The sequence below is a fragment of the Exiguobacterium sp. A1_3_1 genome, assembly GCF_048985645.1.
In the GTDB taxonomy this organism is placed as follows: Bacteria; Bacillota; Bacilli; order Exiguobacteriales; family Exiguobacteriaceae; genus Exiguobacterium_A; species Exiguobacterium_A indicum.
On sequence record NZ_WBYY01000006.1, the window covers coordinates 11,622 to 36,864 of the forward strand.

24 protein-coding genes are annotated in these 25,243 nt (G+C 48.5%); 20 read left to right on the forward strand and 4 right to left on the reverse strand.

Annotated features, from left to right (window positions below; translation table 11 throughout):
• Positions 1-7 precede the first annotated feature (7 nt).
• The 11 genes from F8N00_RS01445 to F8N00_RS01495 all read left to right on the forward strand — a co-directional run bounded on the left by F8N00_RS01445 (position 8) and on the right by F8N00_RS01495 (position 12,206).
• Entirely contained in the window at positions 8-592 is a 585-nt protein-coding gene (locus tag F8N00_RS01445; RefSeq protein WP_023466757.1) for a xanthine phosphoribosyltransferase, read from the forward strand.
• Positions 589-1,890 (forward strand): nucleobase:cation symporter-2 family protein, encoded by a 1,302-nt coding sequence (locus F8N00_RS01450; RefSeq protein WP_035399197.1) that lies wholly within the window; start codon positions 589-591, stop codon positions 1,888-1,890. The genes F8N00_RS01445 and F8N00_RS01450 overlap by 4 nt, the downstream gene beginning before the upstream one ends.
• Positions 1,891-2,111: 221 nt before the next feature.
• Entirely contained in the window at positions 2,112-3,488 is a 1,377-nt protein-coding gene (locus tag F8N00_RS01455; RefSeq protein ID WP_075642777.1) for an amino acid permease, read from the forward strand.
• A 120-nt stretch (positions 3,489-3,608) separates the two neighbouring features.
• Positions 3,609-3,908: a rhodanese-like domain-containing protein gene (locus tag F8N00_RS01460; protein ID WP_023466762.1), complete on the forward strand. Its 300-nt coding sequence runs from the start codon at positions 3,609-3,611 to the stop codon at positions 3,906-3,908.
• A 155-nt stretch (positions 3,909-4,063) separates the two neighbouring features.
• Entirely contained in the window at positions 4,064-6,043 is a 1,980-nt protein-coding gene (locus F8N00_RS01465) for a methyl-accepting chemotaxis protein (protein WP_075642776.1), read from the forward strand.
• A gap of 168 nt (positions 6,044-6,211) precedes the next feature.
• On the forward strand, positions 6,212-7,399 hold the full coding sequence (locus F8N00_RS01470) for a DUF2157 domain-containing protein (protein WP_421017627.1): 1,188 nt from the start codon (positions 6,212-6,214) through the stop codon (positions 7,397-7,399).
• On the forward strand, positions 7,396-7,839 hold the full coding sequence (locus F8N00_RS01475) for a GDYXXLXY domain-containing protein (protein WP_023466766.1): 444 nt from the start codon (positions 7,396-7,398) through the stop codon (positions 7,837-7,839). Before F8N00_RS01470 ends, F8N00_RS01475 begins: the two co-directional genes overlap by 4 nt.
• A gap of 372 nt (positions 7,840-8,211) precedes the next feature.
• Positions 8,212-9,069: an SAM hydrolase/SAM-dependent halogenase family protein gene (locus F8N00_RS01480; RefSeq protein WP_029343188.1), complete on the forward strand. Its 858-nt coding sequence runs from the start codon at positions 8,212-8,214 to the stop codon at positions 9,067-9,069.
• On the forward strand, positions 9,066-9,617 hold the full coding sequence (locus tag F8N00_RS01485; protein WP_075642774.1) for an ECF-type riboflavin transporter substrate-binding protein: 552 nt from the start codon (positions 9,066-9,068) through the stop codon (positions 9,615-9,617). Before F8N00_RS01480 ends, F8N00_RS01485 begins: the two co-directional genes overlap by 4 nt.
• Before the next feature lie 70 nt (positions 9,618-9,687).
• Positions 9,688-11,391, forward strand: coding sequence for a DUF3744 domain-containing protein (locus F8N00_RS01490; protein WP_035399188.1), 1,704 nt, complete (start codon positions 9,688-9,690; stop codon positions 11,389-11,391).
• On the forward strand, positions 11,382-12,206 hold the full coding sequence (locus F8N00_RS01495; RefSeq protein WP_023466770.1) for an energy-coupling factor transporter transmembrane component T family protein: 825 nt from the start codon (positions 11,382-11,384) through the stop codon (positions 12,204-12,206). The genes F8N00_RS01490 and F8N00_RS01495 overlap by 10 nt, the downstream gene beginning before the upstream one ends.
• Before the next feature lie 61 nt (positions 12,207-12,267).
• Here the strand turns inward: F8N00_RS01495 and F8N00_RS01500 are convergent, their stop codons facing one another.
• From F8N00_RS01500 to folE2, 4 genes are all read right to left on the reverse strand, one after another.
• A complete protein-coding gene (locus F8N00_RS01500) occupies positions 12,268-14,061 on the reverse strand; it encodes a carbon starvation protein A (RefSeq protein WP_023466771.1) in 1,794 nt (597 codons plus the stop codon).
• A 139-nt stretch (positions 14,062-14,200) separates the two neighbouring features.
• Entirely contained in the window at positions 14,201-14,896 is a 696-nt protein-coding gene (locus F8N00_RS01505) for a LytR/AlgR family response regulator transcription factor (protein ID WP_023466772.1), read from the reverse strand.
• Positions 14,877-16,643, reverse strand: a complete 1,767-nt coding sequence (locus tag F8N00_RS01510; protein WP_075642773.1) for a LytS/YhcK type 5TM receptor domain-containing protein — start codon at positions 16,641-16,643, stop codon at positions 14,877-14,879. Before F8N00_RS01510 ends, F8N00_RS01505 begins: the two co-directional genes overlap by 20 nt.
• Positions 16,644-16,753: 110 nt before the next feature.
• Positions 16,754-17,659: a GTP cyclohydrolase FolE2 gene (gene folE2, locus F8N00_RS01515; protein ID WP_035399184.1), complete on the reverse strand. Its 906-nt coding sequence runs from the start codon at positions 17,657-17,659 to the stop codon at positions 16,754-16,756.
• Between the two features lie 329 nt (positions 17,660-17,988).
• Here folE2 and F8N00_RS01520 point away from each other — a divergent pair, with 329 nt between their 5' ends.
• The 9 genes from F8N00_RS01520 (at position 17,989) to F8N00_RS01560 (ending at position 25,186) form a co-directional block, all read left to right on the forward strand.
• Positions 17,989-18,846 carry a TerC family protein gene (locus tag F8N00_RS01520; protein WP_041255251.1) on the forward strand — a complete coding sequence of 286 codons (858 nt, stop codon included), beginning with the start codon at positions 17,989-17,991 and terminating at the stop codon, positions 18,844-18,846.
• 165 nt (positions 18,847-19,011) lie between these two features.
• On the forward strand, positions 19,012-19,776 hold the full coding sequence (locus F8N00_RS01525; RefSeq protein ID WP_058714061.1) for a TerC family protein: 765 nt from the start codon (positions 19,012-19,014) through the stop codon (positions 19,774-19,776).
• Positions 19,777-19,827: 51 nt separating this feature from the next.
• The gene (locus F8N00_RS01530; protein ID WP_058714062.1) at positions 19,828-20,961 is read left to right on the forward strand and encodes a YfbR-like 5'-deoxynucleotidase; all 1,134 of its coding nucleotides are present in this window, start codon (positions 19,828-19,830) and stop codon (positions 20,959-20,961) included.
• Positions 20,958-22,160, forward strand: a complete 1,203-nt coding sequence (locus tag F8N00_RS01535; RefSeq protein WP_075642772.1) for a multidrug effflux MFS transporter — start codon at positions 20,958-20,960, stop codon at positions 22,158-22,160. The genes F8N00_RS01530 and F8N00_RS01535 overlap by 4 nt, the downstream gene beginning before the upstream one ends.
• 152 nt (positions 22,161-22,312) lie before the next feature.
• Positions 22,313-22,540: a hypothetical protein gene (locus F8N00_RS01540; RefSeq protein WP_058265474.1), complete on the forward strand. Its 228-nt coding sequence runs from the start codon at positions 22,313-22,315 to the stop codon at positions 22,538-22,540.
• On the forward strand, positions 22,530-23,051 hold the full coding sequence (locus tag F8N00_RS01545) for a hypothetical protein (protein ID WP_075642771.1): 522 nt from the start codon (positions 22,530-22,532) through the stop codon (positions 23,049-23,051). Before F8N00_RS01540 ends, F8N00_RS01545 begins: the two co-directional genes overlap by 11 nt.
• On the forward strand, positions 23,048-24,568 hold the full coding sequence (locus F8N00_RS01550) for a flotillin family protein (RefSeq protein ID WP_029343201.1): 1,521 nt from the start codon (positions 23,048-23,050) through the stop codon (positions 24,566-24,568). The genes F8N00_RS01545 and F8N00_RS01550 overlap by 4 nt, the downstream gene beginning before the upstream one ends.
• Positions 24,568-24,978 (forward strand): hypothetical protein, encoded by a 411-nt coding sequence (locus tag F8N00_RS01555; protein WP_075642770.1) that lies wholly within the window; start codon positions 24,568-24,570, stop codon positions 24,976-24,978. The genes F8N00_RS01550 and F8N00_RS01555 overlap by 1 nt, the downstream gene beginning before the upstream one ends.
• Positions 24,971-25,186: a hypothetical protein gene (locus F8N00_RS01560; protein WP_075642769.1), complete on the forward strand. Its 216-nt coding sequence runs from the start codon at positions 24,971-24,973 to the stop codon at positions 25,184-25,186. The genes F8N00_RS01555 and F8N00_RS01560 overlap by 8 nt, the downstream gene beginning before the upstream one ends.
• The last annotated feature ends 57 nt before the right edge of the window (positions 25,187-25,243 follow it).

Here is a 25,243-nt window from a genome sequence, read left to right on the forward strand (position 1 = left end):
TGCATGTATGAAACGTCTACACGACATGATTAATCAAGAGGGAATCGTATTATCGGATCAAGTATTGAAAGTGGATGCCTTTTTAAACCATCAGGTCGATCCGACCTTGATGTGGGAAATCGCCTATGAGTTCATGGATCGCTTCCAAGATGCCGGTATCACGCGGATTTTGACGATCGAAGCAGGTGGTATTGCCCCGGCAATGATGACGGCGCTCCGTTTAGGGGTACCAATGGTCTATGCCCGTAAGACGAAATCCGTCACCCTGAATGAAGGAACGATTTCAGCTGAAGTCTTCTCGTTTACGAAACAACAGACGAGTACGATTACGGTTGCAGAAAAATACCTACAACCGGGTGAACGAGTTCTGATCATCGACGATTTCCTCGCGAACGGAGAAGCGGCATTTGGTCTCGCTCGCCTCGTTGAGCAGGCAGGTGCGGAAGTTGCTGGTTTTGGAATCGTCATTGAAAAGTCGTTCCAACCGGGACGTCAAAAGTTAATCGAAGCCGGGTTCCGCGTCGAGTCACTCGCTCGTGTGGAGTCATTGAAGGATGGAAAAGCGACGTTCGTTGACTCGGTGACCGTATGAGACTATCGAACTTCAAAGCCGCTAGTCTCGGACTTCAGCATGTGCTTGCGATGTACACAGGAGCAGCTGTCGTTCCGCTGATCGTCGGGAGTGCGATCGGATTGTCGGGAGAAGAACTTGCTTATTTAGTGGCGATTGATCTCTTCATGTGTGGCGTAGCGACCTTACTACAAGTGCTCGTCACGAAATATACAGGCGTCGGTCTTCCTGTCGTCCTCGGTTGTACCTTCACCGCAGTCGGTCCGATGATCGCGATCGGTAGTCTTCAAGGGATTACGGCGATTTATGGTGCTTTAATTGCGAGTGGGTTGATCATTCTCGTCATCTCAGGCTGGTTTAGTAAGATTGCAGTCCTGTTCCCGCCAGTCGTCCTTGGTTCTGTCGTGACGATCATTGGGATTTCCTTGATTCCGGCTGCAATCAACGATATCGGGGGCGGACAAGGGGTGAAGGACTTTGGTGACGCACGTTATCTTGGACTCGCCGGACTAACGATCGTCTTGATTTTAATCTTGAATCGCTACGGCACGGTCTTTTCAAAAGCAGCAGCCGTCTTGATTGCTGTGATGATCAGTACACTGGTTGCGTTTGGCATGGGGATGATCGACTTCAGTCCGGTGGCGGAAGCGTCATGGTTCCAAATGGTGACGCCGTTCTACTTCGGTGTTCCGACATTCAATGCGACGGCGATCTTGACGATGACGCTGGTTGGTCTCGTCTCGATGGTCGAATCGACAGGTGTGTTCTTGACACTTGGTGAGATCACGGATCGCCGTTTGACGGATAAAGACCTAGCACGTGGCTACCGGGCAGAGGGTGTCGCGACGATCGTTGGCGGTATCTTTAATAGTTTCCCGTATACGACCTATAGCCAAAACGTCGGTCTAGTTCAGTTGACTGGCGTGAAGACACGTAAAGTCATTCTGTTTGCGGGCGGATTTTTAATCTTGCTCGGCTTCTTACCAAAAGTGGCGACGTTCACGACGTTGATTCCAAAACCTGTCCTAGGTGGGGCGATGTTGATCATGTTCGGAACGGTCGCAGCGAGCGGGATTCGTATTCTGTCGCGGGTCGATTTCTCGAAGAATGAACACGTCATCACGGTGGCACTTGCCCTCGGAATTGGTCTAGGAATCAGTATGAATCCTGAGATCGTAGCCGGTCTCCCGTCACAAATCCGTGTCTTGACGGATAGCCCGATCGTCGCAGGGTCACTAACGGCATTATTGCTAAATGGAATCTTCCGATTGACGAGTAAGTCGGAGTCACCGGATGTACCACTTGCTAAAGTTGAATAACAATTGTAACTTTCCGAAAGGAGCCATCCTGTATACTACATAGTAGCAGGAGGTTCCTTTTTTTATACTGCTAACGTAATCAGAATATTCCGAGTATGTGGATTTGGTAAGAAATATACATTGAAAACGTTTACAAAATCGACACATCTTCTTTATACTGACAACGTAGCGGTACGGGGAACTGCTAAGAAACAAACAGAGACGGGAAGGACGTCGTAAAAATGAAACAACAGACAGAGTTGAATCGGGGACTGGAAGAACGTCATATTACACTGATGTCGCTGGGGGCGGCAATCGGTGTCGGACTCTTCCTAGGGTCAGCAAAAGCGATCCAATTAGCAGGACCAGGGATCTTACTTGGTTATCTGATTGGTGGTGTCATCATTTTCATTATCATGCGAGCACTTGGGGAGCTTGCAGTGCGGGAGCCGGTGGCTGGTAGTTTTGCGGAGTATGCCCGGAAGTATGTCAGTCCATTAGCTGGCTTTTTAACAGGTTGGAATTATTGGTTACTCTGGATTTTTACGTGTATGGCGGAAATCACAGCAGTCGGTATTTACATGAAAGTATGGTTCCCGGATTCTCAGGGGTGGGTATGGGCACTAGCAGCACTTGTCTTGATGACGAGCATCAACTTCATTGCTGTTAAATTTTATGGTGAATTCGAATTTTGGTTTGCGTTGATTAAAATCGTCGCGATCGTCGCCATGATCATCTTAGGGACCTTGACGATTATCATTGGTCTTGGAAACGGCGGCACACCGGTTGGGATTTCGAACCTGTGGTCACATGGTGGATTCTTACCGAACGGATTCGGTGGAGTACTTCTTGCCATGCAGATGGTCATGTTTGCGTTCCTAGGAATTGAAGTGATTGGGGTCACAGCAGGGGAAGCGAAGAATCCGAAGAAAACGATTCGAAAAGCCGTCAATAACGTCTTCCTTCGGATCTTAGTATTCTATATCGGAGCGCTCTTCGTCATTTTATCGATTTATCCGTGGGATCAAGTCGGTGCGAACAATAGTAGTCCGTTCGTATTACTATTTCAATCGCTCGGTATTGAGTCAGCAGCCGGCATCATCAACTTTGTTGTCTTAACGGCAGCACTCTCGTCATGTAACTCGGGTATCTTCTCAACAGCCCGGATGATGATGAACTTATCCGAGAACAGTGAAGCGCCACGTCGTTTCTCGAAAATCTCGAAAAACGGTGTACCGGCTCTAGCGACGATTCTTTCAGGTGTCGCGTTGCTCGTCGGTGTCGCTTTGAACTACTTCTTACCGGAAGATGTTTTTGCAATCGTTACGAGTATCGCAACGTTCGGCGCCGTCTGGACGTGGGCGATGATTCTGATCGCTCAGATGCGGGCGCGGAAGGTACATGGTTCAGCAGAATTCGCTGTTCCGTTCTTCCCGGTCGCGAACTATATCGCCCTTGCGGCACTTGCTGGTGTCATCGTCTTGATGGCATTTGACGCAAGTACACGGATCGCTCTGGTCGTTGGACCACTGTGGTACGCGATTTTGATTGCCGTCTATTATGCACGGGGAATGCATAAGGAGACACGTCAATCGACGCGTCGAGCATCAGGAGAATAATGAGATGGGCGGATCCGCAAACGGGTCCGCTTTTTCATCACTTCGTATCAAACGGTTTCGTTTTGTTTTGATGATGAATTTGCTACACTTACGGCAGAACCATACAGGAGGTCATACAAAATGAAAACGATTCATGTAGACGAGTTACAAGAACGATTAGAGGCAGGCGAGGCGTTACACGTCGTTGACGTCCGGGAGCAGGATGAATACGATGCAGGACATATTCCGAACGTCCGCTTCCTTCCGATGTCTGAAATCGGTGAACGCTATACGGAGCTGCAAGAAGGTGAAACCTACTACTTAATCTGTAAAGCGGGCGCGCGAAGCGAAAACGTCGGTCGTTTCCTCGAGCAATATGGATACGACATCGTCAACGTCGAAGGCGGCATGATGAACTGGAAGGGCGATCAAGAAGCATAAGAGGAAGCGTTACCAAGGAAGACGACTCCATGAGAGTCGTCTTTTTTTCATGTGAATCAATGAACGATTATCGATTTCTCTATGAACATTTTTCGTTATTCTTCCGATAAAGAAGGTAGAATAGCGAGTCCTTGCACTCGAGAATGGAGTGACACATGGAACAAAAGATCAAACGAACGATGAGTATCAAACAAAAATTAATTCTGACATCGATTCTCCTATTAGTAATCCCAGCGCTCGTGATCGGATTTGTTGCCTACAATCAGGCGAAACAAAAAATGACGGAGCAAATTCTACAATCGGCACATGGTGGAGTCGATCGAATGAACGATGAGATTCAGAATATCATTGATCCGATGCGACGTGATGTCGCCTTTTTTGCGGACCGAATTGACGGGACGCTCTATCAAAAAGGAAAACAAAATGCAGCGTTGAAGGAAAAAATGACGGAATATCTCGACATGCATCCGCAAGCGGCGAACATCTATTTCGCGACGACAGAAGGGGATATGAACATTTTCCCGGAACAAGTCATGCCCGAGGATTATGACCCACGTGAGCGCTCGTGGTACCAATCGGCTGAAGCAGCCGGTGGAAAAGTCGTCATCACGGATCCATACGTCGATGCTGCCTCGAACAAGATGATGGTGACATTGTCACAAACGACCGGAAACGGAAGAGGTGTCGTGGCGATTGATGTCGATGTCGACCGCATCGCGGAAATCGCGAAAAAGATTAAAATTGGTAAAGAGGGTTATGTGACGATTCTCGATTCGAATAAGAAGTTCGTTACGCACCCGACGCTAAAACCAGGTGAAAAGGCAACAGGGAACTGGGTTGCGCCACTCTACGATGACCCAGCCGGACAATTTTCGTATGAATTCGAAAATGAAGGTAAACAGATGGACTTCATGACAAATGACCTGACGAAGTGGAAGGTTGCCGGAACCCTGTACGATCATGAAATCACCGATGCGACGTCTAGTATTCTGTGGACGACGCTCGCAGTCATCGGCGGAATGTTACTCGTCGCAGCCGTCTTCATCTACTTCATCCTTCGCTCGATTCTTCGCCCACTCGGTCATTTGACACGTGGAGCAGAACGGATTCAATCTGGTGATTTGACGGAACCTGTCATCGTTGAATCAAACGATGAGGTCGGACAGGTCGCGCAAAGCTTTAACGTCATGGTCGATTCACTCCGCTCGATCATCATCAATCTCGACCAGTCGATCACACAAGTGGCTGGCTCGTCGCAGGAGTTAATGGCGAACTCAGCTCAGACGACATCCGCATCGGAACAGATCGCGGGATCGATTCAACAGGTCGCAGCGGGGGCGGATCAATCGAAGCGTCAACTCGATGCAAATGCTGTTTCGCTCCAGTCGATTACAGCGGGCATCATGCGAATTGCTGAGAGCTCAACCGATGTGTCAGAGCTATCACGTTCAACGGCAACAGAAGCCGAGAACGGAACGGTTGCTGTACTGCAAAATGTCCAGCAGATGAAAGAAATCGATGCCTCTGTTCAAAACTTTGGTGGCGTCATCAGTTCACTCGCACATCGTTCGAATGAAATCGGGAAAATCGTCGATGTCATCAACGGCATTGCCGAACAAACGAATTTATTGGCACTGAACGCGGCGATTGAAGCAGCACGGGCAGGCGAAAACGGAAAAGGGTTCGCCGTTGTCGCAAGTGAAGTGCGTAAACTAGCAGAGCAGTCACAGGATTCAACGAAGCAGATTGCGCAACTGATTCAAAATATCAAGCAGGAGACAGATCAGTCAGTCACGATGATGAAAGAAGTATCGGGACAGACGAAAGCCGGTTTATCGACGACAGAAGCATCAGCAGAACGATTCCAGAAGATTCTCGAACGGACGCAAGAGATGACACCGCGGATTGAAGATGTGACGGCAACTGTCGAGGAAATCGCAGCGAACGTTCAAGAGGTTTCTGCCTCTGCAACCGAAATCGCACATATCGCGCAAGAGAATTCATCGGCGTCGAAACAAGTCGCAGCGACGACAGAAGAACAGTTGAGTGCGATGGAAGAGATTTCGCAATCAGCCAAAGCATTATCCGATATGGCGGAAGAATTACAGGTGCTCGTTGCCCGTTTCCGTGTTTAAGCCATCGATTATACAAAGCAAGGAAGCTAGTCTTCCTTGCTTTTTTTGTCTGTCACCATTCTGTGACGAACTGAACAAATAGCTTGGAATCCTTGTGAATCCGGGCTTGAGATGGTACTAAATCGGGAATTTAATAAATATCTAAACACTTCGAAGGAGGTGGGTGCGATGAAGCAGTTACGCAAGATGAGAGAGGGGAGTGAAGCGGGGCTTTTGGACGAAGCAACCGTCAAACGAATCGTCGATTATGAGAACAATCGTAAGGAAAAGCAACGTCTACCGCTCTTGTTGATTGTAGGGGGTACGTTCGTCGTGTTGGCTGTGTTCAGCTTTTTAGCCGCTAACTGGCAAGTCATGCCGATCGGATGGAAAATCGGACTTGTCGTAGCACTCATGTGGAGCTGTTACGTCATGGCGGATCTTTCGGAACGTCGGAGTATGTTGCATCCGATTGTCTTCCGAATCGGTGGAATCCTAGCGTTTGGCGCCTCGATTCTCGTCGTTGTTCAAAGTTTCCACTTGCCGATGGAAGGATCATTACTCGGATGGTGTGTGTTTGTCGCCGCGTTAGCGCATTATGTGCTTTGGCGTCATGAAGCATACGGTGTCGTCGCCTTCCTTTCCGGATGGACGATCTTTACGAGTCTCGGTGGTTTTGGTCAGGAGCAGGCGAGTTATCTCGACTGGACATCGTTCGGTCTGATGGTCGTGCTGTCGTTCAGTTGGTTTTACTTCAGCCAACGTCTGCCATCGCTTTTGTTTAGCTGGCTGTTTCTCTTCTTCAGTGGTCTCTCCTTGTTTCTCCTTGTATCATATGACGGATTCCTGTGGCCGGTCTGGACGCTATTTTTACTCGTTCCCGTTCTCTGGCTTGTTCGTGAGGAGTCCAATCGTCGGATCGTCGAAATGATCTATCTGGTCGTTGCTGCCATCAGTTCGATCGTCTATCTGTCTGTACGTGCGGAATCAAATGCCGCATTACCATCTATGACAGAAGCGATTCTGCTAGCTATCGTATCCATTGGGTTAGGAATTTTCCTCTATCAAAAACGTCGCTCCTTATTGTTTATCGTTCCGCTTGGATTCGTTGGAGTCCTGTGGCTTGATGAACAGGCCATTCTACTCGCCATCCTCGTTGAACTATCCGCGCTACTGTATCTGTTGTATCAAGAACGTCGTCATGCGATCATCTGGCCAGCCTTCCTCTATTTCATTCTCGTTCAAATCGCGATATACGTCATCTATGCGTGGGATCGGTTGAACATGTCCTTATTTTTCCTCATCGGTGCGCTGCTCATCTTCCTATTGTCGGGTATCTTATGGTGGTTACGCCGTAGAGGAGGTGTGGCGTCATGAAACGCTATCTCATGCCCGTATTGCAGACTTGCGTCGTCGGTCTGTTGATTGTCAGCTTTTTTGCGACCTCCTGGTTCGGAACATCGTACCGTTTTCGGGCAGAACCGTTTGATCCGTTTGATCCCGTTTACGGCGAATACGTGATGCTGCAGTATCCGGATTTAAAACCAGGTCCGACGATTCAAAATGGACGTGTCTATGTCAGCTTCAAGACCGATGCTTCTGGTTATGCTCAAATCGACCGGATTTCGAATGAACGATTTTTCGGAAGTGTTGCTGGCGACTATTACGATCAATACGTGTCGATTCCACAATTGACGCAGTATTATGTCGAACAGGGAAGCGGAAAACAATATGAAAAAGCAAAAGCACTGGAAGTCCGTGCGGATGTGTCACCATGGGGAACGATCCGGACGACGAATTTAAAAATTTCTGAGTAAAAAACCTTGCGTCAGGAATGAAACGGTTGTACTATTAATTTAAATTTTCAGACAACTAAATCTGCATGCGTAGACGGGAAGAGTAAAGTGATCAGAAATCGATAGAGAGTCTCTGTTGCTGGAAATGAGACGATTTCGTCATTTGAAGATGGTCCCGGAGCAGTCGGAAGAACGTGAACCGTGTTCATCAGTAGAACCGACCGGTAGGACGGATACCGTTAGCATTCCAGGGAGTCTCGTACTCCTAGAGGTGGCTGAACGTGAGTTGAGCCATGAACGAAGGTGGTACCACGTGATCAGACATCACGTCCTGAGAGATAAGGGCGTGGTGTCTTTTTTGTGGAGACGTTCCCGCAGGAGGAGGATGACGAGATGGCAGAAGCATTGGTATTGCAATCAGACTTTGGCGTGAGTGACGGGGCAGTGAGTGCGATGTATGGGGTTGCGCATAGCATCAATCCAGAGATTCGGATTTTTGATTTGACGCACGACATTCCGCCCTTCCACATTTGGGAAGCGTCCTATCGGTTACTGCAGACGGTACCGTACTGGACGGAGCAAACGGTGTTCGTTTCTGTCGTTGATCCAGGTGTCGGATCGAGTCGAAAGAGTGTCGTCGCGCGGACGCATGCGAATCAATACATCATCACACCAGATAACGGAACGTTGACGCATCTTTGGCAAGCCGGATACATTGCTGAAGTGAGGCAACTCGATGATCGACGGCATCGCTTACCTCGAATGGGTGAATCGTATACGTTTCACGGACGAGATATCTTTGCCTTCACGGGTGCTCGGTTATCGAGCCATGTCATCACCTTCGAGGAAGTAGGACCCGTTTTACCTGCTTCGGACATCGTCTTGCTCGACCGGACACTTGCCTCGTCGTCGGATACCGGTGTTACCGGTATCGTCGAGATTCTCGATGTTCGCTTCGGAAATGTCTGGACGAATATTCCGGTCGCTCTCGTCCGTCAGGCGGGTCTCGACATCGGTAGCCACGTCAAGGTAACGATTTCGTACCGAGAACGGATTGTTTACGAACAAACACTGCTTTTTGGTCATTCGTTCGCCGATGTGCCGGTTGGTTCAGGCGTCGTCTACATCAACTCGCTGGATCAGATTGCTCTTGCCTTGAATCAAGGTTCGTTTGCGCATGCATTTGAGGTTGGAATCGGAAATGATTGGAGTGTTAACGTACAACATATTAAAGGAGGAGATCGAACATGAAAGGATTTACGACAAAACAGATCGTCGCAACCGGGATCGGAGCAGCAGTATTCATCATTTTAAGTCGATTCGCTGTGATTCCGACAGGCGTACCGAACACGTCAATTGAGACATCCTATGCATTTCTCGCATTCATGGCAGTTTTGTTCGGACCAGTCACAGCCGGTTTGATCGGTCTGATCGGTCATGGATTAAAAGATGCGATTTTATATGGGTCCCCGTGGTGGAGCTGGGTCATCGTATCCGGGTTCGTCGGTTTTGGCATCGGATTGATCGCTAACCGGATTCGTCTAGAAGAAGGCGGATTGACGACACGTAAAATCGTCTTATTCAATGCGACACAAGCCATCGTGCAAGCGATCGGTTGGATCATCATCGCCCCGGTACTCGATATCTTAATTTACTCGGAGCCAGCGAACAAAGTCTTCGTCCAAGGGGCTGTCGCTGCGACATCGAACATCTTGACAGTCGGTGTCATTGGAACGTTGTTGCTCGTCACCTATGCGAAAACAAGAAGTAAAGCAGGCAGCTTGAAACGCGAAGCTTGACCGAATGAGCTATGATCCTGTGCGAAGAGACGGCAGGATCATAGCTCATTTAGCTTGGGGGGAGAAGGATATGACAAACGTAATCGAATTTCAGGATTTTTCATTTACATATCGGAGTCAGTCGGAACCGACACTCCGGCAGATTCAATTAACGATTCAAGCAGGCGAACGCATCTTAATCGTTGGACCGTCGGGTTCAGGAAAAAGTACGCTCGCCCAGTGCATCAATGGGTTGATTCCGTTCTCATACCCTGGAACGTGGGAAGGACAGGTCCTGATCAAAGGGCAGGATGCCCGGGAGTTATCGTTATTTGATCGTTCGCTGCATATTGGAACGGTGTTACAGGATCCAGATGCGCAGTTCGTTGGTTTATCGGTTGGCGAAGACATCGCCTTTGCGCTCGAAAATAAACAGACTGGGCGACCGGAAATGCAGGAGATCGTCGAACGTGTCGCACGGATGACGGATGTCGAGACGCTCTTGCAAGCACGATTAAATGATCTATCAGGAGGACAACGACAACGGGCGGCATTAGCCGGAGTCCTCGTCGAAGATGCGGACATCTTACTGTTTGATGAGCCGCTCGCGAATCTCGATCCAGTAGCGGGACAAGAGGCGATGACGCTTATGGATCGACTGCAACGTGATACGAATCGCACATTGATTGTCGTCGAACATCGGATCGAGGATGTACTCGTCATTCCGTTTGACCGCATCATCGTCATGGTCGATGGCGAAATCATCGCTGATGATCATCCGGATGTCATCTTAAGTAACGGAAAACTGCAAGAAGCGATCTTGCGTGAACCTCTCTATGTCAGTGCCGCACGCTGGGCTGGGCTTGCCGTTCAACCTTCAGATCAGCCGAGCCGCATCGATCCCTTTTTAAAGCGATTCAACCAGACGAACGTGTTAGAGCGTTTAGAGAAAGCACCCCAAAAAGAGGTTGCAACCTCTACTTCATTGCTTGAACTCAATCAGTTGGCGTTTCATTATCGTCAAGGAACGCCGGTGCTTGAGAATGTGACGGCGACTTTTCAAAAAGGAACACTGACGACGATCGTTGGTCAGAATGGTGCCGGAAAATCCACGCTTGCGAAAGTGTTGAGTGGTTACCAACGGACGACAGCTGGTCGGATCCTGCTTGACGGAATCGACATCACGAACCAATCGATCGCAGAGCGAGCAGGAACGATCGGATTCGTTCTGCAAAATCCGAATCATATGATTTCAAAACACCTCGTGCAGGAGGAAATCCGCTACGGGATGCAGGCGCTCGGACTGAGTGAGGCGGAAGAAAACGAGCGTCTCGAGCAGACATTACGTCGTTGCGGATTATATCCGTTTCGGAATTGGCCGATCCAAGCACTGAGTTTTGGTCAGAAGAAACGAGTGACGATTGCTTCGATTCTCGTTCGACGACCGGATATCTTGATTCTCGATGAACCAACAGCCGGTCAAGATTATCGGCATTATTCGGATATGATGGACTTTTTAGAAGGATTGAAGCAGGACGGAATGACGTTACTCATCATCACGCATGACATGCATCTCGTCTTAGAATACAGCGATCAAGTCTGCCTCGTGCAAGCTGGGCGTATCCGTTATGCTGGAACATCATTTGGACTGCTGAATCAAGAACAATTGCTGCATCATGCCCATTTAAAACAAACATCGCTCTTTACGCTAGCGCAACACCTCGAAGTCGATCCGGAACGATTCGTCGAGTCCGTGATTACGGCGGAGCGAAAGGAGCGGGAACAATGGCTGTAGAAATGCTTGGCTATATTGAAAAAACGTCACCGATTCATCGATTGACGGGAACGACGAAACTGATCGGATTCTTATTATTTACGACAGCAACGATGTTCACCTATGATACACGTGTCTTACTTGTAATGGGGTTAGTCAGTATCGTGTTATTCCGATTGTCGCGTATCCAGTTTCGGGAAGTCCGCTTCGTCTTGATCTTTACAGCGATTTTCGTCCTGATTAATGCGCTCGCTGTTTATCTGTTCGAACCAGAGCAGGGCGTGGCAATCTACGGATCGCGTCACGTCTTACTTGAAGGAATCGGACGATTTACGATGACCGCAGAACAATTATTTTATCTGTTCAATTTAATCTTAAAATACAGTGTGATCGTTCCGATTGCTGTGTTGTTTCTCGTCACGACCCATCCGACGGAGTTCGCTTCTTCTTTGAATCGGATTGGTGTTCCGTATAAGATCGCATTTGCGGTCTCCTTAGCGCTCCGTTATATTCCGGACGTTCAATCTGATTTCCGGACGATCGCGAACGCTCAAGAAGCACGAGGGATTGCTGTCTCACACGGCTCCCTTTGGCAGCGGGCACGCAATAGCATCCAGATTTTACTTCCGTTGCTATTTACGAGTTTGGAGCGGATTGAGACCGTCAGCAATGCGATGGATCTCCGTGGATTCGGTGCCGGACGAAAGCGAACGTGGTACAACCAACAGACGATGACACGAATCGATTATGTCGCGATCGGCTGTGTGCTACTTTTGACGGTTTTGTCATTCGTCGTCACTTTCTATGATGGTAATCGCTTTTATAATCCGTTTTAAAAATGAGATACGAAAAAGGCAGTGGATGCGTCCACTGCCTTTTGTCATATGACCAATCCGCTTACGCAGATCGTTTTTGATTTTCCCAACGTGGTGAATTCAACAGTTCAATCCATTTCTTGACGGCTGAGATCGTGATGACGATCGCGAGCAGTCCCATCGTTACGGACAAGACCGTATTCAAGATGCTGAAACCTGGAGAATCGGGATTCGCATAGACGTTTGCGACCATCCAGATATCCGCGAACGTTACTGTGATCAGAAGATAGACGAGCGGGATGAACGTCGTCAGCGCATAGACTTTTTTATCGGCGATTTTCAAGATGATCGTCGTTCCGATGATCAAGCCGATTGAAGCCATCAGCTGATTCGATACCCCGAATAATGCCCAAATCGAACCGATGTCACCCGAAAACAGGAGATAGCCCCAGAAGAACGTCCCGAGTGCCGAAGCGAAGATCGCACCTGGAATCCAGTCGACACGTTTGAGTGGTTTGTAGAACTCCCCGAAGAAATCTTGAATCAAGTAACGGGCGACGCGTGTTCCTGCATCGATTGCGGTTAAGATGAAGACCGCTTCGAATAGAATGACGAATTGGAAGAAGAATCCGGCAATCTCTTTGAACCACGGGATGGCGCGGAAGATGAATGTCATACCGACGGCGAGTGAGACGGCACCACCTGTTCGACCTGCCAGATCGAGACCGATTTCACGGGATAAATCATCAAGATAGACCGTGCTCATACCAAGCGTCGCGAATACTTCTGGTGTTGAGTTGATGGCGAAGTAATCACCGACTTCAAGCGATGTCGCAGCGATCAACGCCATGACGGCAACAAGACATTCGACAAGCATGGCACCGAAGGCGACCGGTTTGATGTCACTCCACCGATTGATCATCTTCGGTGTCGTACCAGAACCAACGAAAGCGTGGAAACCAGAAATCGCACCACAGGCAATCGTGATCGAGATGAATGGCCAGACTGGACCAGCGATGATTGGACCACCGCCATCAACGAACTTCGTAAATGCCGGGAATCGAATGTCTGGGTTGATGATGAAGACACCAACGATCAAAGCAAGGAAGACACCGATTTTCATGAAACTCGATAGATAGTCGCGAGGTGCGAGTAAGAGCCACACTGGCAGTGCAGCAGCGAAGAATGCATAAATCGGTAAAGCAATCGCGAGTTGACGTGACGACAGATCGAACCAATCGCCGATGAATGTTTCCGTTAACTGAGGACCAAAACCAATCGCAGCTAGAATCAGTAAGAAACCAACTGTTGAAGCAAGTGCTAAGTTACCACCTTTACGTAAGTAAATCCCAACGAACATCGCAATCGGAATCGTCGAGAAGACAGCGAATGTACCCCATGGGTTATGTTCAAGGGCGTGTAAGACGACCATCGATAGACCAGCCATCGTGATTGTAATGATGAAAAGCATCGCAAGACCGGCACAAAAACCAGCGACGGGACCTAATTCTTTTTTAGCGACTTCAGAGAGCGATTGACCATCTTGGCGCATCGAAGCAAAAAGGACGACCATATCATGGACCGCTCCACCGATGACGGCACCGATTAAGAGCCACAGTAAGCCGGGGAGATATCCGAACTGAGCAGCAAGGACAGGTCCGACGAGTGGACCGGCAGCAGCGATTGCCGCAAAATGGTGTCCGAACGAGACCCATTTGTTCGTTGGGACGTAATCTTTTCCATCCGCTAATTTATGAGCGGGCGTTTCGCGATCATCTTTGATTTTTAAGACTTTCGCAGCCATGAACGTGCCGTAGAGACGATACGCGATTAATAAGATACAGATGACAGCAATAACGATTGGAGTAGCGCTCATCTAAAATTCCTCCTCTTGAATGAACTATGATGGATTTAGTATACAAGTTATGGAAGCGCTTTCTTTGATTTTTAGATGAGTTGTCGGTTTCGTTCGATGAAAGGTTGAAAATGGACCTTGAATCACAAAAAAGAAGCGCTCAAATACCGAGCGCTTCTTTCAGTAGTTTGACATACGTCCGACTGACTGGCACATCAATCTGATGAATTTTTAAATTATAGGCTCCGTTGAACCAAGGTTCGATGGCATCGATTGCTGATAAGTTGACGAGGTATGAGCGGTGAACCCGTAAAAAGCGATGATCTTGAAGCTTTCGTTCAAGTTCGAGTAAGGTCTCGTTCGATGGATACGCATGGTGCTCTGTGACGATCTTCGTCTTTCCGTTCTCAGCGACGATATAATTGATATCTTGAGGAGACAATAATTTCAGTTGTTCGCCCGTCTCGACGGCTAAACGTTCAAGGCGAGGGGCTTTTTTCGGCAGCGGTCGCGCGACTTTTTCAATCGCACGGACAATCCGTGCCGGATCATATGGTTTCAAGATGTAGTCATAGGCATTGAGCTCAAACGCTTCAAGCGCATGAGCATCATACGCCGTCACAAACAAAAGAGCCGGAGGACGTGGCATCGACTTTAAGCGTTTAGCGACTTCAAGACCACTTCCGTCCGTCAGCTCGATATCGAGAAAGACTAAGTCGGGTTGAAGGGAGCGAACGAGTCGTTCGGCTTCCTCGACACTACCGGTTTCCCCGACGACTTCAAGACCGGCTGCGGTCACGTGATAACGGAGCTCATCACGTGCGAGCGGTTCATCTTCAATCAACAAGGTGCGCATGCTGAATCTCCTTTCTGACTTCAATCGGGAGACGAATCGCGATCGTCGTGCCGTTTTGACCGTCACTCGTGATCGTAAACTGTCCCTTTTCACCATATAAACTTCGAATCCGTTCTGCCGTATTGAATAATGCGGTACCGGTGCCTGAGGACGGAACGACTTCTCGACCGAGACGGGCAAGGCGCGAAGCGTCAATCCCGCGTCCGTTGTCGACGACTTCGAGACACAGCTGGTCTGCCTCACACCATGCCGTCACCCCGACATATCCTGTCTGTTCAGAAGAAAACGCATGAAGGAACGCATTTTCGATCAATGGTTGTAAGATGAACGGTGGAACGAGTAAAGCCGTCGTCTCGTCTGCTAAATCGATATCGAGAAACGGGCGATTCGGAAAACGAGCGGCTTCAAGAGATGTGTATGCTTCGATGTGCTCGAGTTCCTTTTGGAGCGGAATTTTCGTCGATCGTGCGCCTTGGAGGTTACTGCGGAAGAACGTCGACAATTCGAGCAACAACGTGCGTGCTTGTTCGACATCCGTCCGGCACAGTGCATAAATCGTATTGATCGCATTAAACAGGAAGTGGGGATGAATTTGTGCTTCGAGTGCCCGGATCTCGGCATCCTTCAGTAAACCGGCTTGCCGCTCTGCGTTCCCGAGTGCTAGTTGTGTCGAGAACAGTTTCGCTAATCCTTCAATGAGTTCGACTTCGACAGCGTCGAGCAATTCGGCATGAGGATAATAGACTTTCAACGTCCCGATCGTCGTTTCCCCGACGATGAGCGGAGCGATGATGCCGGCTTGAAGCGGACAATCCGTTACGGGACAGCCGATATCGAGTCGTTCCGTCACAAGACGAACTTGTCCGTCCTGCAAGACATGCTCGGTCGGTTTCGTCGTCCAGTGACTTCCAGCTTGATGGTGGTCGCTCCCGATACCGATATGGGCCAGGATGACGGAACGATCCGTCAGTGAGACGGCTTCGGCTCGCGTTTGTTGCAACAGAATTTCCGCGACAGCTTCTGCCGTATGGATATGTAGACCACGCGTCAGATGCGGAAGCGTCAAATCGGCGATGTGCAAAGACCGTTCGGCTTCTCGTGCCCGAACCGTTTCCTCTTCTCGCGCAGCAAGGCGGATGATCGATAAGAACAACCAGACACCGAGGACGTTGATCAGTGTCATCGGTAAGAAGATGAACTGGACGAGTTCGACTGCCGCATCAAAGGGGCGGGCGAATAGTAAAATCAACGACATTTCAAACAGCATTAAAAAAGCAGTCAGACACACGGGCAATAATGCTTGGCTACTGAGGCGGTCGCGCCAATAGGATCGTAAGAGACCGCTGACACCACCGGCGATGACGGTGGAAAGCGCGCAAGCGAACGCTGTGAATCCGCCGAGGGAATACCGGTGAACCCCGACGATCAATCCGGTCATCAATCCACCGAGCGGACCAGCGAGCAATCCGCTGATGACGACAATCATCGTTCGTGTGTTTGCAATCGCTGATGTCCCGTCGACTTCTTCGAGCCAAGCATGGGGTAAGAATTCAGCTAAGTCGACTTTGACCCCTGTATAATTGCTTAAAATGCCGTACGTCGCAAAAAACAGGACGAGAACACGGAATTGCCAGCCTGCTTCCGGTTGACGTAGCAACCTTCGTGTCGGTCCCCACTGGGCGAGGATGAACGCTAAGATGATCATGATACCGAGTCGTTCGAGTAAAAAAGGAATCAGTTCCAACATGTGCATTCCTCCATTCGAGTTAAGTGTAAACGCTCGCAAAACGGAGAGCAATGCCGGTATACAAAAAAAGCCGTACTCGCTCGGTTTAAGAGAGAGTACGGCAGACTTACTTATTGTGCGTCTTTATCGAACGTGATCCGTGCGATCGCGTCATGTTGGTGAATCGTTTCTTCGTTACGGCATTCGACGTAGAATGAAGCGATTGGGTCCATTTCGTACAGATCAGCAGCAATCAAGCGAACCATATCTTCTACGAAACGTGGGTTTTCGTATGCCATCTCTGTCACGCGCTTTTCATCCGGACGTTTGAGTACTGGGTGAAGTGGCGCTGAGGCATTGGATTCCGCAGCATCAAGCAATGATTGTTTCCAGTCAAAGTCTTCTGCTTCATCACGTAACGATGCTTCCATCGTGACGTAACCACGTTGGTTGTGAGCACTGTATTCGCTGATTTCTTTTGAACATGGGCAAAGTGTCGTGACGTTGATCGTCAAGCCGACAGACAACGTCGCTTCGTCCGTTTCCGTGTTGACGCTGACTGTTTGCCATACTTCAGCATTCATCAAGCCGCTAAGACCTGTTGCAGGTGCTTTACGTGTGAAGAACCATGGGTAACGGATCGTCAATTGACCTTCCGTTTGTTCCATGCGGTCTGCTAAATCACGCGCGAATTGAATGAGTGACTCGTTCGTGACCGTCCAACCTTCGTTGTGGTATTGATCAAGTTGTTCCGTTAAACGGCTCATATTGATCCCTTTACGGTCTTGTACGAGTGATGTCGACAGTTCAAACGTCGCGACTGTCGCTTGTGTGTTGTCTCCGTCTTGGATGACGACAGGATGTTTGACATTCGAGATTCCGACAGCGTCTAGTGCGAACAAGAAGTTCTTCGGTGTATTTTGCAAGTCGACCATCTTATCTTTTTCAGTCGGTTTTGTTCCTTTGATCGGTGGTACCGAACCGAACAGCTTATGGCGCTCTTCTTTTGTTGGTAACGTAATCGGGTAGGTAGACATATTCATTGGCCCCTTTGTCCTTTTGTAGTGTTTCAATAGTAATAACATGACAGGAATGCTAGAGACGAGCAAGTCTGATGATTCCGCAAATGTGTTTCATCTTTTCATCGCTAGAAGTATTGTCTTGAATTTTATCACGAACGTTCGATAAACGAAACTCGCACGACTCAAAATCGACACATTCTACATCTGTAGGAATAACTTACTTGCAATCGGGTATACTATCCTATAGTATATGTTCAGGTGAACGTGTAATCATTGTTTTTTCGTCATGGTCAATAATTGAAGTTTTTTTATTTTACAGGTAGTAAGAGAAAGGGATGACAGAGATGGATTGGCAGTTACTATTACAGTATGCCTGGGTCGTACTCGTCTTGATCGCGCTCGAAGGATTACTTTCAGCGGATAATGCACTCGTACTCGCGGTCATGGTCAAGCACTTACCAGGAGAACAACAAAAGAAAGCACTTTTTTATGGACTAGCTGGAGCGTTCGTTTTACGATTCGCGGCATTGTTCGCGATTTCGTTCCTCGTCGACATTTGGCAAATCCAAGCACTTGGAGCGGCGTACTTGCTCATCATGGGACTACGGCATATTTATAAGACCGTTAAAGCCAGAAAGCTCGGTGAGAACCATGGGGCTGAAAATGAGCTAGATGAAGAACCGAAGTCGGAAGAGCCAGTTTCAAAAGGTGAATTCTGGCGGACAGTCGCGAAGATTGAATTTGCAGACTTAGCGTTTGCTGTCGATTCGATTCTTGCAGCAGTAGCACTTGCCGTTGCCCTTCCAAACTGGGGATCAGGCGAAATCGGTGGTTTGAACACAGGTCACTTCATCGTCATCTTAACAGGTGGTTTGATGGGTGTCGTCTTGATGCGTTTCGCAGCACGTGTCTTTGTTAAATTGCTCGCAGATCGCCCAGGTCTTGAGACAGCAGCGTTTGCGATCGTTGCCTGGGTTGGTGTGAAGCTAGCCGTTCTTGCGCTCGAACACCCGAAATACCACGCATCAATCGAAGGAACAATCTTTGAAGCCTTAAAACTTCCTGAAGGATTTGCCCACAGTACACCGTGGCAGGCTTTCTTCTGGACAGTCATGGTCGGTCTTGCTCTTTGGGGTTGGTTCTCTTCACCAAAAACGAAACCAAATCCAGATGCTGAAAAGAAAGTTGATCAAAACTTATAAGAAATGGAAACGATCCGTCGATGACGGGTCGTTTTTTTGTGTTAGGTTTTCTTAAACAATGGGAATAAAACACAAGGTTAAGTACTTGAGTCGAGCTTTCATCTTTTTCTTTCCGATCGACCGGCATATAATAAATAGACTGAACAATAAAGGGGATTCGTTAGTATGGATATTGGATTAATTACACAGTATGCGACCGTCGGGCTCGTACTGATCATTTTGCAGGGGTTACTTTCTGCTGATAATGCAATGGTCATGGCGGTCCTCGTTCGACCGTTACCGGACGATCAACGCAAAAAAGCACTTTTCTATGGTCTCGTCGGAGCACTCGTCTTACGTTTCGTGGCAATCTTCTTTGCTTCGTATTTAGCGACGATTTGGGAACTTCAAGCACTCGGGGCGATCTACCTTTTCTACGTCGCGTTTAAAGGAATCGTCGAGGCTCGATCGAATAAACACCAAGTACCAGATTCAATTGCCTCACAAAAAGCCTCACCGAACTTTTGGTGGACGGTCGTTAAAGTCGAGTTCTCTGACTTGGCGTTTGCTGTCGACTCGACACTTGCTGCTGTCGCCATGGCGACGACACTACCGATGATTGGTGGAACGATCGGTGGTCTGAATACAGGACAATTCTGGGTCGTCTTCTTCAGTGGGATCATTGGTCTCGTCATCATGCGTTACTTCGCGAGCTGGTTCGTCGTCTTGCTCCAAAAGCGACCAGGTATCGAAGAAGCTGCCTTTTGGCTCGTCGCATGGGTTGGTGTAAAACTGGTCGTCATGACACTCGCGCATCCGTCGATCGACATCTTGCCGCATGAGTTTCCAGAGAGTACACTATGGCAAACGATCTTCTGGGTCGTACTTGCTCTGATTTTAATCATTGGTTGGTTCCGTAGCGGAAGCAGTTCAACCAAATCAGCAAAATAATACAATGGCGGGCAGGGTACTCTCTGTCCGTCTTTCGTTAGGAGAGATTTCATGCAAAACGGTAATTTCATTCGGATGCTGACGCGGATGCAAAACGTTCCACGGTGGGATGAATATGCACCACGTTTTCCGGATAACGCAGCCAGTCACAGTTTTCGTGTTGCCTTATTCAGTTTGATGGCAAGCTATTTAGAAGAAGCAGACGGGCAACCACCAGTCGACCGCCAGATATTGCTCGGAAAAGCTCTATTCCATGACATGAACGAAGTCATCACCGGACCCATTAAACACCGGACGAAAAAAGAGCCGACGTTACATGCACACATTCAGGCAATGGAACAACAAGCAAGTGAACAGCTCGTTGCCTTACTCTCGAAGTCGCTTCAACCAGCGTTCACGACATACCTCGTACATGCAGAGGATGAATCACCGGAAGGGCGAATCGTCGAAGCAATCGATACGTTCGATGCGATGTTGTACGCACGAAGGGAAGCACGGATGACGGAGTCCGTCTTTTTCGAACAAAAGGCAGCGGAATTAAAGGCTGTTCTGGAACGACATCCACTCGTTTCGATCCGTCGCTTGACACAGTCGGTCATGGAAGAGGACGAGATGTCTCATTTCATTGAAAACGTCTTGATGATGGATACGATTCGGCGCTGGAAAGGACGTTTCAACACGATTGATGATAACGACGCGACACATGCGTTTCGAGCAGCCTCACTTGGTATCTTCAATGGTCTGATTGAATCAGAGAAGTACGGCGTCACGATCGACATCGAAGAAGTCGTCTCACGTCTCTTGTGTCATGATCTCGTTGAAGGAACGACAGGAGATGTTCTTGGACCTGTCAAACATGCAACACCGGTCACAGCAGCGGCCTTCGAAGCTTACGAACGGGCAGAAGGAGAGACGTTGATCAATAATTTACCGAAAGAAATCCGAGCACCATTTCGTCGGTTCGTCGTGGAAGCAAAAGATGAGACATACGAAGGACAGATGGTTGATGTGATCGATAAACTCGATGCATTGATTAAAATGAACATGGAACGGAAATTGAACGGGGTCGAGTATGAGACCGGTTACCGCGCACAACTCAAAAAGGTTCAGATGACATATGAAAATCCATCGGTCGTCTTTTTCCTCGCTTATGTCCTGCATGATTTGGATTACGTGACGTCATGACGAAAGAAACCATGACCCCACGTCGCTTAACGTTGATCTTGATCCTCGGTTCACTCGCTGCACTTGGACCGCTCTCGATCGACATGTATCTACCTGCTTTTCCGGATATGTCACGCTCGTTTGATGCGAGTGCATCACTAATCCAATTGAGTTTGACCGCTTGTATGCTTGGGATGGCACTCGGACAGTTGATTGTTGGTCCGCTCAGTGACGTTCGCGGTCGTAAACGACCGCTGATGGTTGCTCTGCTCGCATATCTGCTCGCGTCTCTCGCCTGTGCGATGGCACCGACGATTGAAGTGTTGATCGCGCTTCGATTCATCCAAGGGGCAGCTGGAGCGTCAGGAATCGTCATTTCCCGGGCAATCGTTCGTGACTTGTTTGATGGACCCGAATTGACGCGGTTTTTTGCTGCCTTGTCACTCGTCAACGGAACAGCACCGATTCTCGCACCCGTCATCGGAGGACAGTTGCTTCGGTTCGGTGACTGGGATTTCGTCTTCTACTTGCTTGCGATTTTAAGCACGATGATGTTACTTGCTGTCGCACTCCGTTTACCGGAAACACTTCCGCTTGATAGACGTGTTGAAGGAAACCTGACAACGACGTTGAAGACGTTCGGACGTTTGTTAACGGATCGCGTCTTCATCGGCTATGCGTTCGCGCAAGCATTCGTCATGGGCGCGATGTTCGCCTACATCTCCGGTTCACCGTTCGTCTTACAAAATATTTATGGTGCTTCGCCGCAACAGTTCAGTTTTTTGTTCGGTTTAAACGGAATCGGAATTATCTTAGCAGCACAAATCGCCGGTCGTCTTGCGGGTCGTGTCGATTCAGAGCGGCTGATGCGAATTAGTTTGACGATCGTTGCGGGTGCAAGTATCTTATTGTTCCTCGCTTTGACGTTAACGAATCAGTTGATCTTCGTCATGATTCCACTATTCTTCGTCGTTTCAAGCGTCGGATTGATCTCGACGCTCGGTTTTACCTTAGCGATGCAAAATTACGGAGCAACGGCAGGCAGTGCCTCGGCTCTTCTAGGGCTCTTGCCGATGCTCGTCGGTTCTCTTGTGTCACCACTCGTCGGGATCATGGGAGAGCAGTCTGCTGTTCCGATGGGGTTGATCATCATGACCTTAGATTGCCTGGCGCTCATTCTCTATTATGGTCTGATTGTTCGTCGACCGAATCGTTCATAAACGCTAATTATTCAAAAACGTTTGTCCTCTGTATGGGACGAACGTTTTTTTCTTTTAATGAAAGGAAAATAAATGGAATTCATTTTGAAACATTTTCTAAAAAATAAGCGTAGAAGATAAAGAAAGCCAGTACTTCAGAAAGGAGTAGAGCGATGAAACAGGAGTTGCAGCGTGAACGAGAACCGTCGATTGAGGCAAGATTAGCACGTCATTTTGCCGCACAGAAAAAATACTTACGCCGTCAAGAAGAGGCAATCGATCAACGAGACAAAGAATTGGCTCGTTTATTGTTTGAGGAAAACCGGGCTGCTTATCAAAGGGCTTACCACGAACTGTATGGCTCACATCCTTACATCGAGGTGAACGAAGATGGACGTTAGTACACTTTATTTATATGCATTAGCGGCCGCTGCTTGTGGTGTGTTTGTGTCTATCCTATTCTCAGACGTCATTCCAGGCGTCGACCAAATCTTTCATCCCACGTTGATCTTATCTTTTGTCATCATCACGTCAGCGATCGGATTCGGACTCGAACAGCTCAGTCCGTTTCGTTCGATATTGATTTTAATCATCAGCAGTGTGATTGCGTTATTAGTGACGACGCTGATGCATATCTTTTTATTCGTTCCGATGGCACAAGCCGAACAGTCGCTTGGATTTTCGGAACAGATGCTAGAAGGACGCAGCGCAACCGTCATCGTTCCGATTCCGACTGAAGGATATGGTGAAATCTTACTCGATGACGTCTCAGGACGCGTATCAAAGTCAGCCGTTCTGTTTGAAGGACCTGCCCTACCACAAGGTACGAAGGTGCTCGTCATCGAGATCAAACAAGGCGTCGCGTCTGTCGTGACGTACCCCCAACAATGGAAAAAGGAGATGTTTACATGAATCCAGTATTAATCGTATCGATCGTCGCGGTCGCGTTGATTGTTGCATTGATCGTCTTATTCATTACGAAGTACCGAACGGTCGGTCCGGAAGAAGCGTTGATCGTATCGGGTAGTTATCTCGGAGGACGCAACGTCAATACCGATGAGTCCGGCAACCGAGTAAAAATTATTCGTGGCGGCGGAACATTCGTGTTACCTGTCTTCCAACAAGCGACACCACTGAGTTTGTTATCGAGTAAACTCGAAGTTACGACACCTGAAGTCTATACGGAGCAAGGTGTACCGGTCATGGCAGACGGTACAGCGATCATCAAGATCGGTAGCTCGATTTCTGAGATTGCGACGGCAGCGGAGCAGTTCCTCGGAAAATCAAAGGAGGAGCGAGAAGGCGAAGCACGTGAAGTCCTTGAAGGACACTTGCGTTCGATTCTCGGGTCGATGACCGTCGAAGAAATTTATAAGAACCGTGATAAGTTCTCACAAGAAGTCCAGCGGGTCGCGTCTCAAGACCTAGCGAAGATGGGACTCGTCATCGTTTCGTTTACGATTAAAGACGTCCGTGACAAGAACGGATACTTAGAATCCCTCGGGAAACCTCGGATTGCACAGGTTCGTCGTGATGCGGATATCGCAACGGCAGACGCGGAAAAAGAGACACGCATCAAACGGGCAGAAGCTTCAAAAGATGCGAAAAAAGCAGAACTCGAACGCGCAACAGAAATCGCTGAAGCGGAAAAAGAAAATCAGTTGAAGATGGCAGACTACCGCCGCGAACAAGATATCGCGAAGGCGAAAGCCGACCAAGCGTATGATCTTGAGAATGCACGCGCGCAACAAGAAGTCACCGAGCAACAGATGCAAATCAAAATCATCGAGCGTCAAAAACAAATCGAGCTCGAAGAACGTGAAATTCTCCGTCGTGAGAAACAATACGACGCGGAAGTCAAAAAACGCGCTGATGCCGATCGGTACTCGATTGAGCAAGCTGCCCAAGCCGACCGTGCGAAGCAATATGCGGAAGCAGATGCAACGAAATACCGGATCGAGGCATCGGCAAAAGCGGATGCAGAACGAATTCGTCTGGATGGTCTTGCGAAAGCGGACGCGGAGCGGGCACAAGGGGAAACGGAAGCGGACATCATTCGTCTGAAGGGTCTTGCGGAAGCAGAAGCAAAAGAAAAAATCGCGCAGGCGTTCGAACAATTCGGACAAGCGGCGATTCTCGACATGGTCATTCGGATGATGCCAGAGTACGCGAAAGAGATTGCAGCACCACTCGGCAACATCGATAAAATCACAGTCGTTGATACAGGTAGTGGTGAAGGGGGCGGTGCGAACCGTGTCACCGGTTACGCAACGGATTTGATGGCATCACTGCAAGAGACGTTAAAGGCGTCGTCAGGATTAGATGTCAAAGAGTTGATCGAGAACTTCTCCGGTAAAGGAACAGCAAAGCCGTTGACGGTCAACTTGAATTCCCATGATGCAGTGGCAGCGTCGAAAACAGAAGACTGATGGCAATCCGCGTCTTATTGATTGTGTTCGCACTCCTGCTTTTTCATGTCGCTTGGCCACTTCCATGGTATGCACTGGCGGTACTAGGCGGCGTCATCGGCATCATCAAAGGATACACATCAGATGACGGAATCGCGAATATATTCAATATAAAGAAGGTATCTTACTCACTTTACGATCGACAAACACGTCAGGAAGCCGTTCTTGCTTTGATATGTAGTCTGTTGACGGTCGACTTCCCGTATTGGTTCGCTGGGGTGACGACAGGAATCACGTGGCGTGATGTCGGATATGTTGGTTTCGAAGTAGTGTCGACACTTCTGTTCGCTTATGTTTTATTCCGTTTCTTATGTCTGAATCTATTCCGACCATTCTTGGAGTCTGAAAGAAGGGAGCAAAGAAATGGATAGTTTATTTTTACTGCAAGAGCGTTGGATGCTGCTGCTTCCGTTCCTCGTCGTCTTCTTGATCAACGTCGGGTTATTAATTGCCCTTCTGAAGAAGCGACGTGATTTACCGAAGCTGTTAGTCTTCGGAATGGGTGGGATGGCGATCGTGTTCATCGTCTCTTCGCTTGGATTAAGCATGGCATTGCTGTTCTTCGGATACAATTCATAAAAAAACGGGGCAGGCTCTAAACAGAGTCTGTCCCATTTTGTCGTACTATAAGATAAA

Excerpts from the sequence above, each read along its gene's own strand:
- F8N00_RS01530 (WP_058714062.1), top strand. The coding sequence starts at position 19,828 with ATGCAAAACGGTAATTTCATTCGGATGCTGACGCGGATGCAAAACGTT.
- F8N00_RS01450 (WP_035399197.1), top strand. The coding sequence starts at position 589 with ATGAGACTATCGAACTTCAAAGCCGCTAGTCTCGGACTTCAGCATGTG.
- F8N00_RS01480 (WP_029343188.1), top strand. The coding sequence starts at position 8,212 with ATGGCAGAAGCATTGGTATTGCAATCAGACTTTGGCGTGAGTGACGGG.
- F8N00_RS01495 (WP_023466770.1), top strand. The coding sequence starts at position 11,382 with ATGGCTGTAGAAATGCTTGGCTATATTGAAAAAACGTCACCGATTCAT.
- F8N00_RS01455 (WP_075642777.1), top strand. The coding sequence starts at position 2,112 with ATGAAACAACAGACAGAGTTGAATCGGGGACTGGAAGAACGTCATATT.
- F8N00_RS01510 (WP_075642773.1), bottom strand. The coding sequence starts at position 16,643 with ATGTTGGAACTGATTCCTTTTTTACTCGAACGACTCGGTATCATGATC.
- F8N00_RS01550 (WP_029343201.1), top strand. The coding sequence starts at position 23,048 with ATGAATCCAGTATTAATCGTATCGATCGTCGCGGTCGCGTTGATTGTT.
- F8N00_RS01445 (WP_023466757.1), top strand. The coding sequence starts at position 8 with ATGAAACGTCTACACGACATGATTAATCAAGAGGGAATCGTATTATCG.
- F8N00_RS01525 (WP_058714061.1), top strand. The coding sequence starts at position 19,012 with ATGGATATTGGATTAATTACACAGTATGCGACCGTCGGGCTCGTACTG.
- F8N00_RS01500 (WP_023466771.1), bottom strand. The coding sequence starts at position 14,061 with ATGAGCGCTACTCCAATCGTTATTGCTGTCATCTGTATCTTATTAATC.
- F8N00_RS01465 (WP_075642776.1), top strand. The coding sequence starts at position 4,064 with ATGGAACAAAAGATCAAACGAACGATGAGTATCAAACAAAAATTAATT.
- F8N00_RS01535 (WP_075642772.1), top strand. The coding sequence starts at position 20,958 with ATGACGAAAGAAACCATGACCCCACGTCGCTTAACGTTGATCTTGATC.
- F8N00_RS01540 (WP_058265474.1), top strand. The coding sequence starts at position 22,313 with ATGAAACAGGAGTTGCAGCGTGAACGAGAACCGTCGATTGAGGCAAGA.
- F8N00_RS01475 (WP_023466766.1), top strand. The coding sequence starts at position 7,396 with ATGAAACGCTATCTCATGCCCGTATTGCAGACTTGCGTCGTCGGTCTG.
- F8N00_RS01490 (WP_035399188.1), top strand. The coding sequence starts at position 9,688 with ATGACAAACGTAATCGAATTTCAGGATTTTTCATTTACATATCGGAGT.
- F8N00_RS01505 (WP_023466772.1), bottom strand. The coding sequence starts at position 14,896 with ATGCGCACCTTGTTGATTGAAGATGAACCGCTCGCACGTGATGAGCTC.
- F8N00_RS01555 (WP_075642770.1), top strand. The coding sequence starts at position 24,568 with ATGGCAATCCGCGTCTTATTGATTGTGTTCGCACTCCTGCTTTTTCAT.
- F8N00_RS01485 (WP_075642774.1), top strand. The coding sequence starts at position 9,066 with ATGAAAGGATTTACGACAAAACAGATCGTCGCAACCGGGATCGGAGCA.
- F8N00_RS01560 (WP_075642769.1), top strand. The coding sequence starts at position 24,971 with ATGGATAGTTTATTTTTACTGCAAGAGCGTTGGATGCTGCTGCTTCCG.
- F8N00_RS01545 (WP_075642771.1), top strand. The coding sequence starts at position 22,530 with ATGGACGTTAGTACACTTTATTTATATGCATTAGCGGCCGCTGCTTGT.
- F8N00_RS01520 (WP_041255251.1), top strand. The coding sequence starts at position 17,989 with ATGGATTGGCAGTTACTATTACAGTATGCCTGGGTCGTACTCGTCTTG.
- F8N00_RS01470 (WP_421017627.1), top strand. The coding sequence starts at position 6,212 with ATGAAGCAGTTACGCAAGATGAGAGAGGGGAGTGAAGCGGGGCTTTTG.
- folE2 (WP_035399184.1), bottom strand. The coding sequence starts at position 17,659 with ATGTCTACCTACCCGATTACGTTACCAACAAAAGAAGAGCGCCATAAG.
- F8N00_RS01460 (WP_023466762.1), top strand. The coding sequence starts at position 3,609 with ATGAAAACGATTCATGTAGACGAGTTACAAGAACGATTAGAGGCAGGC.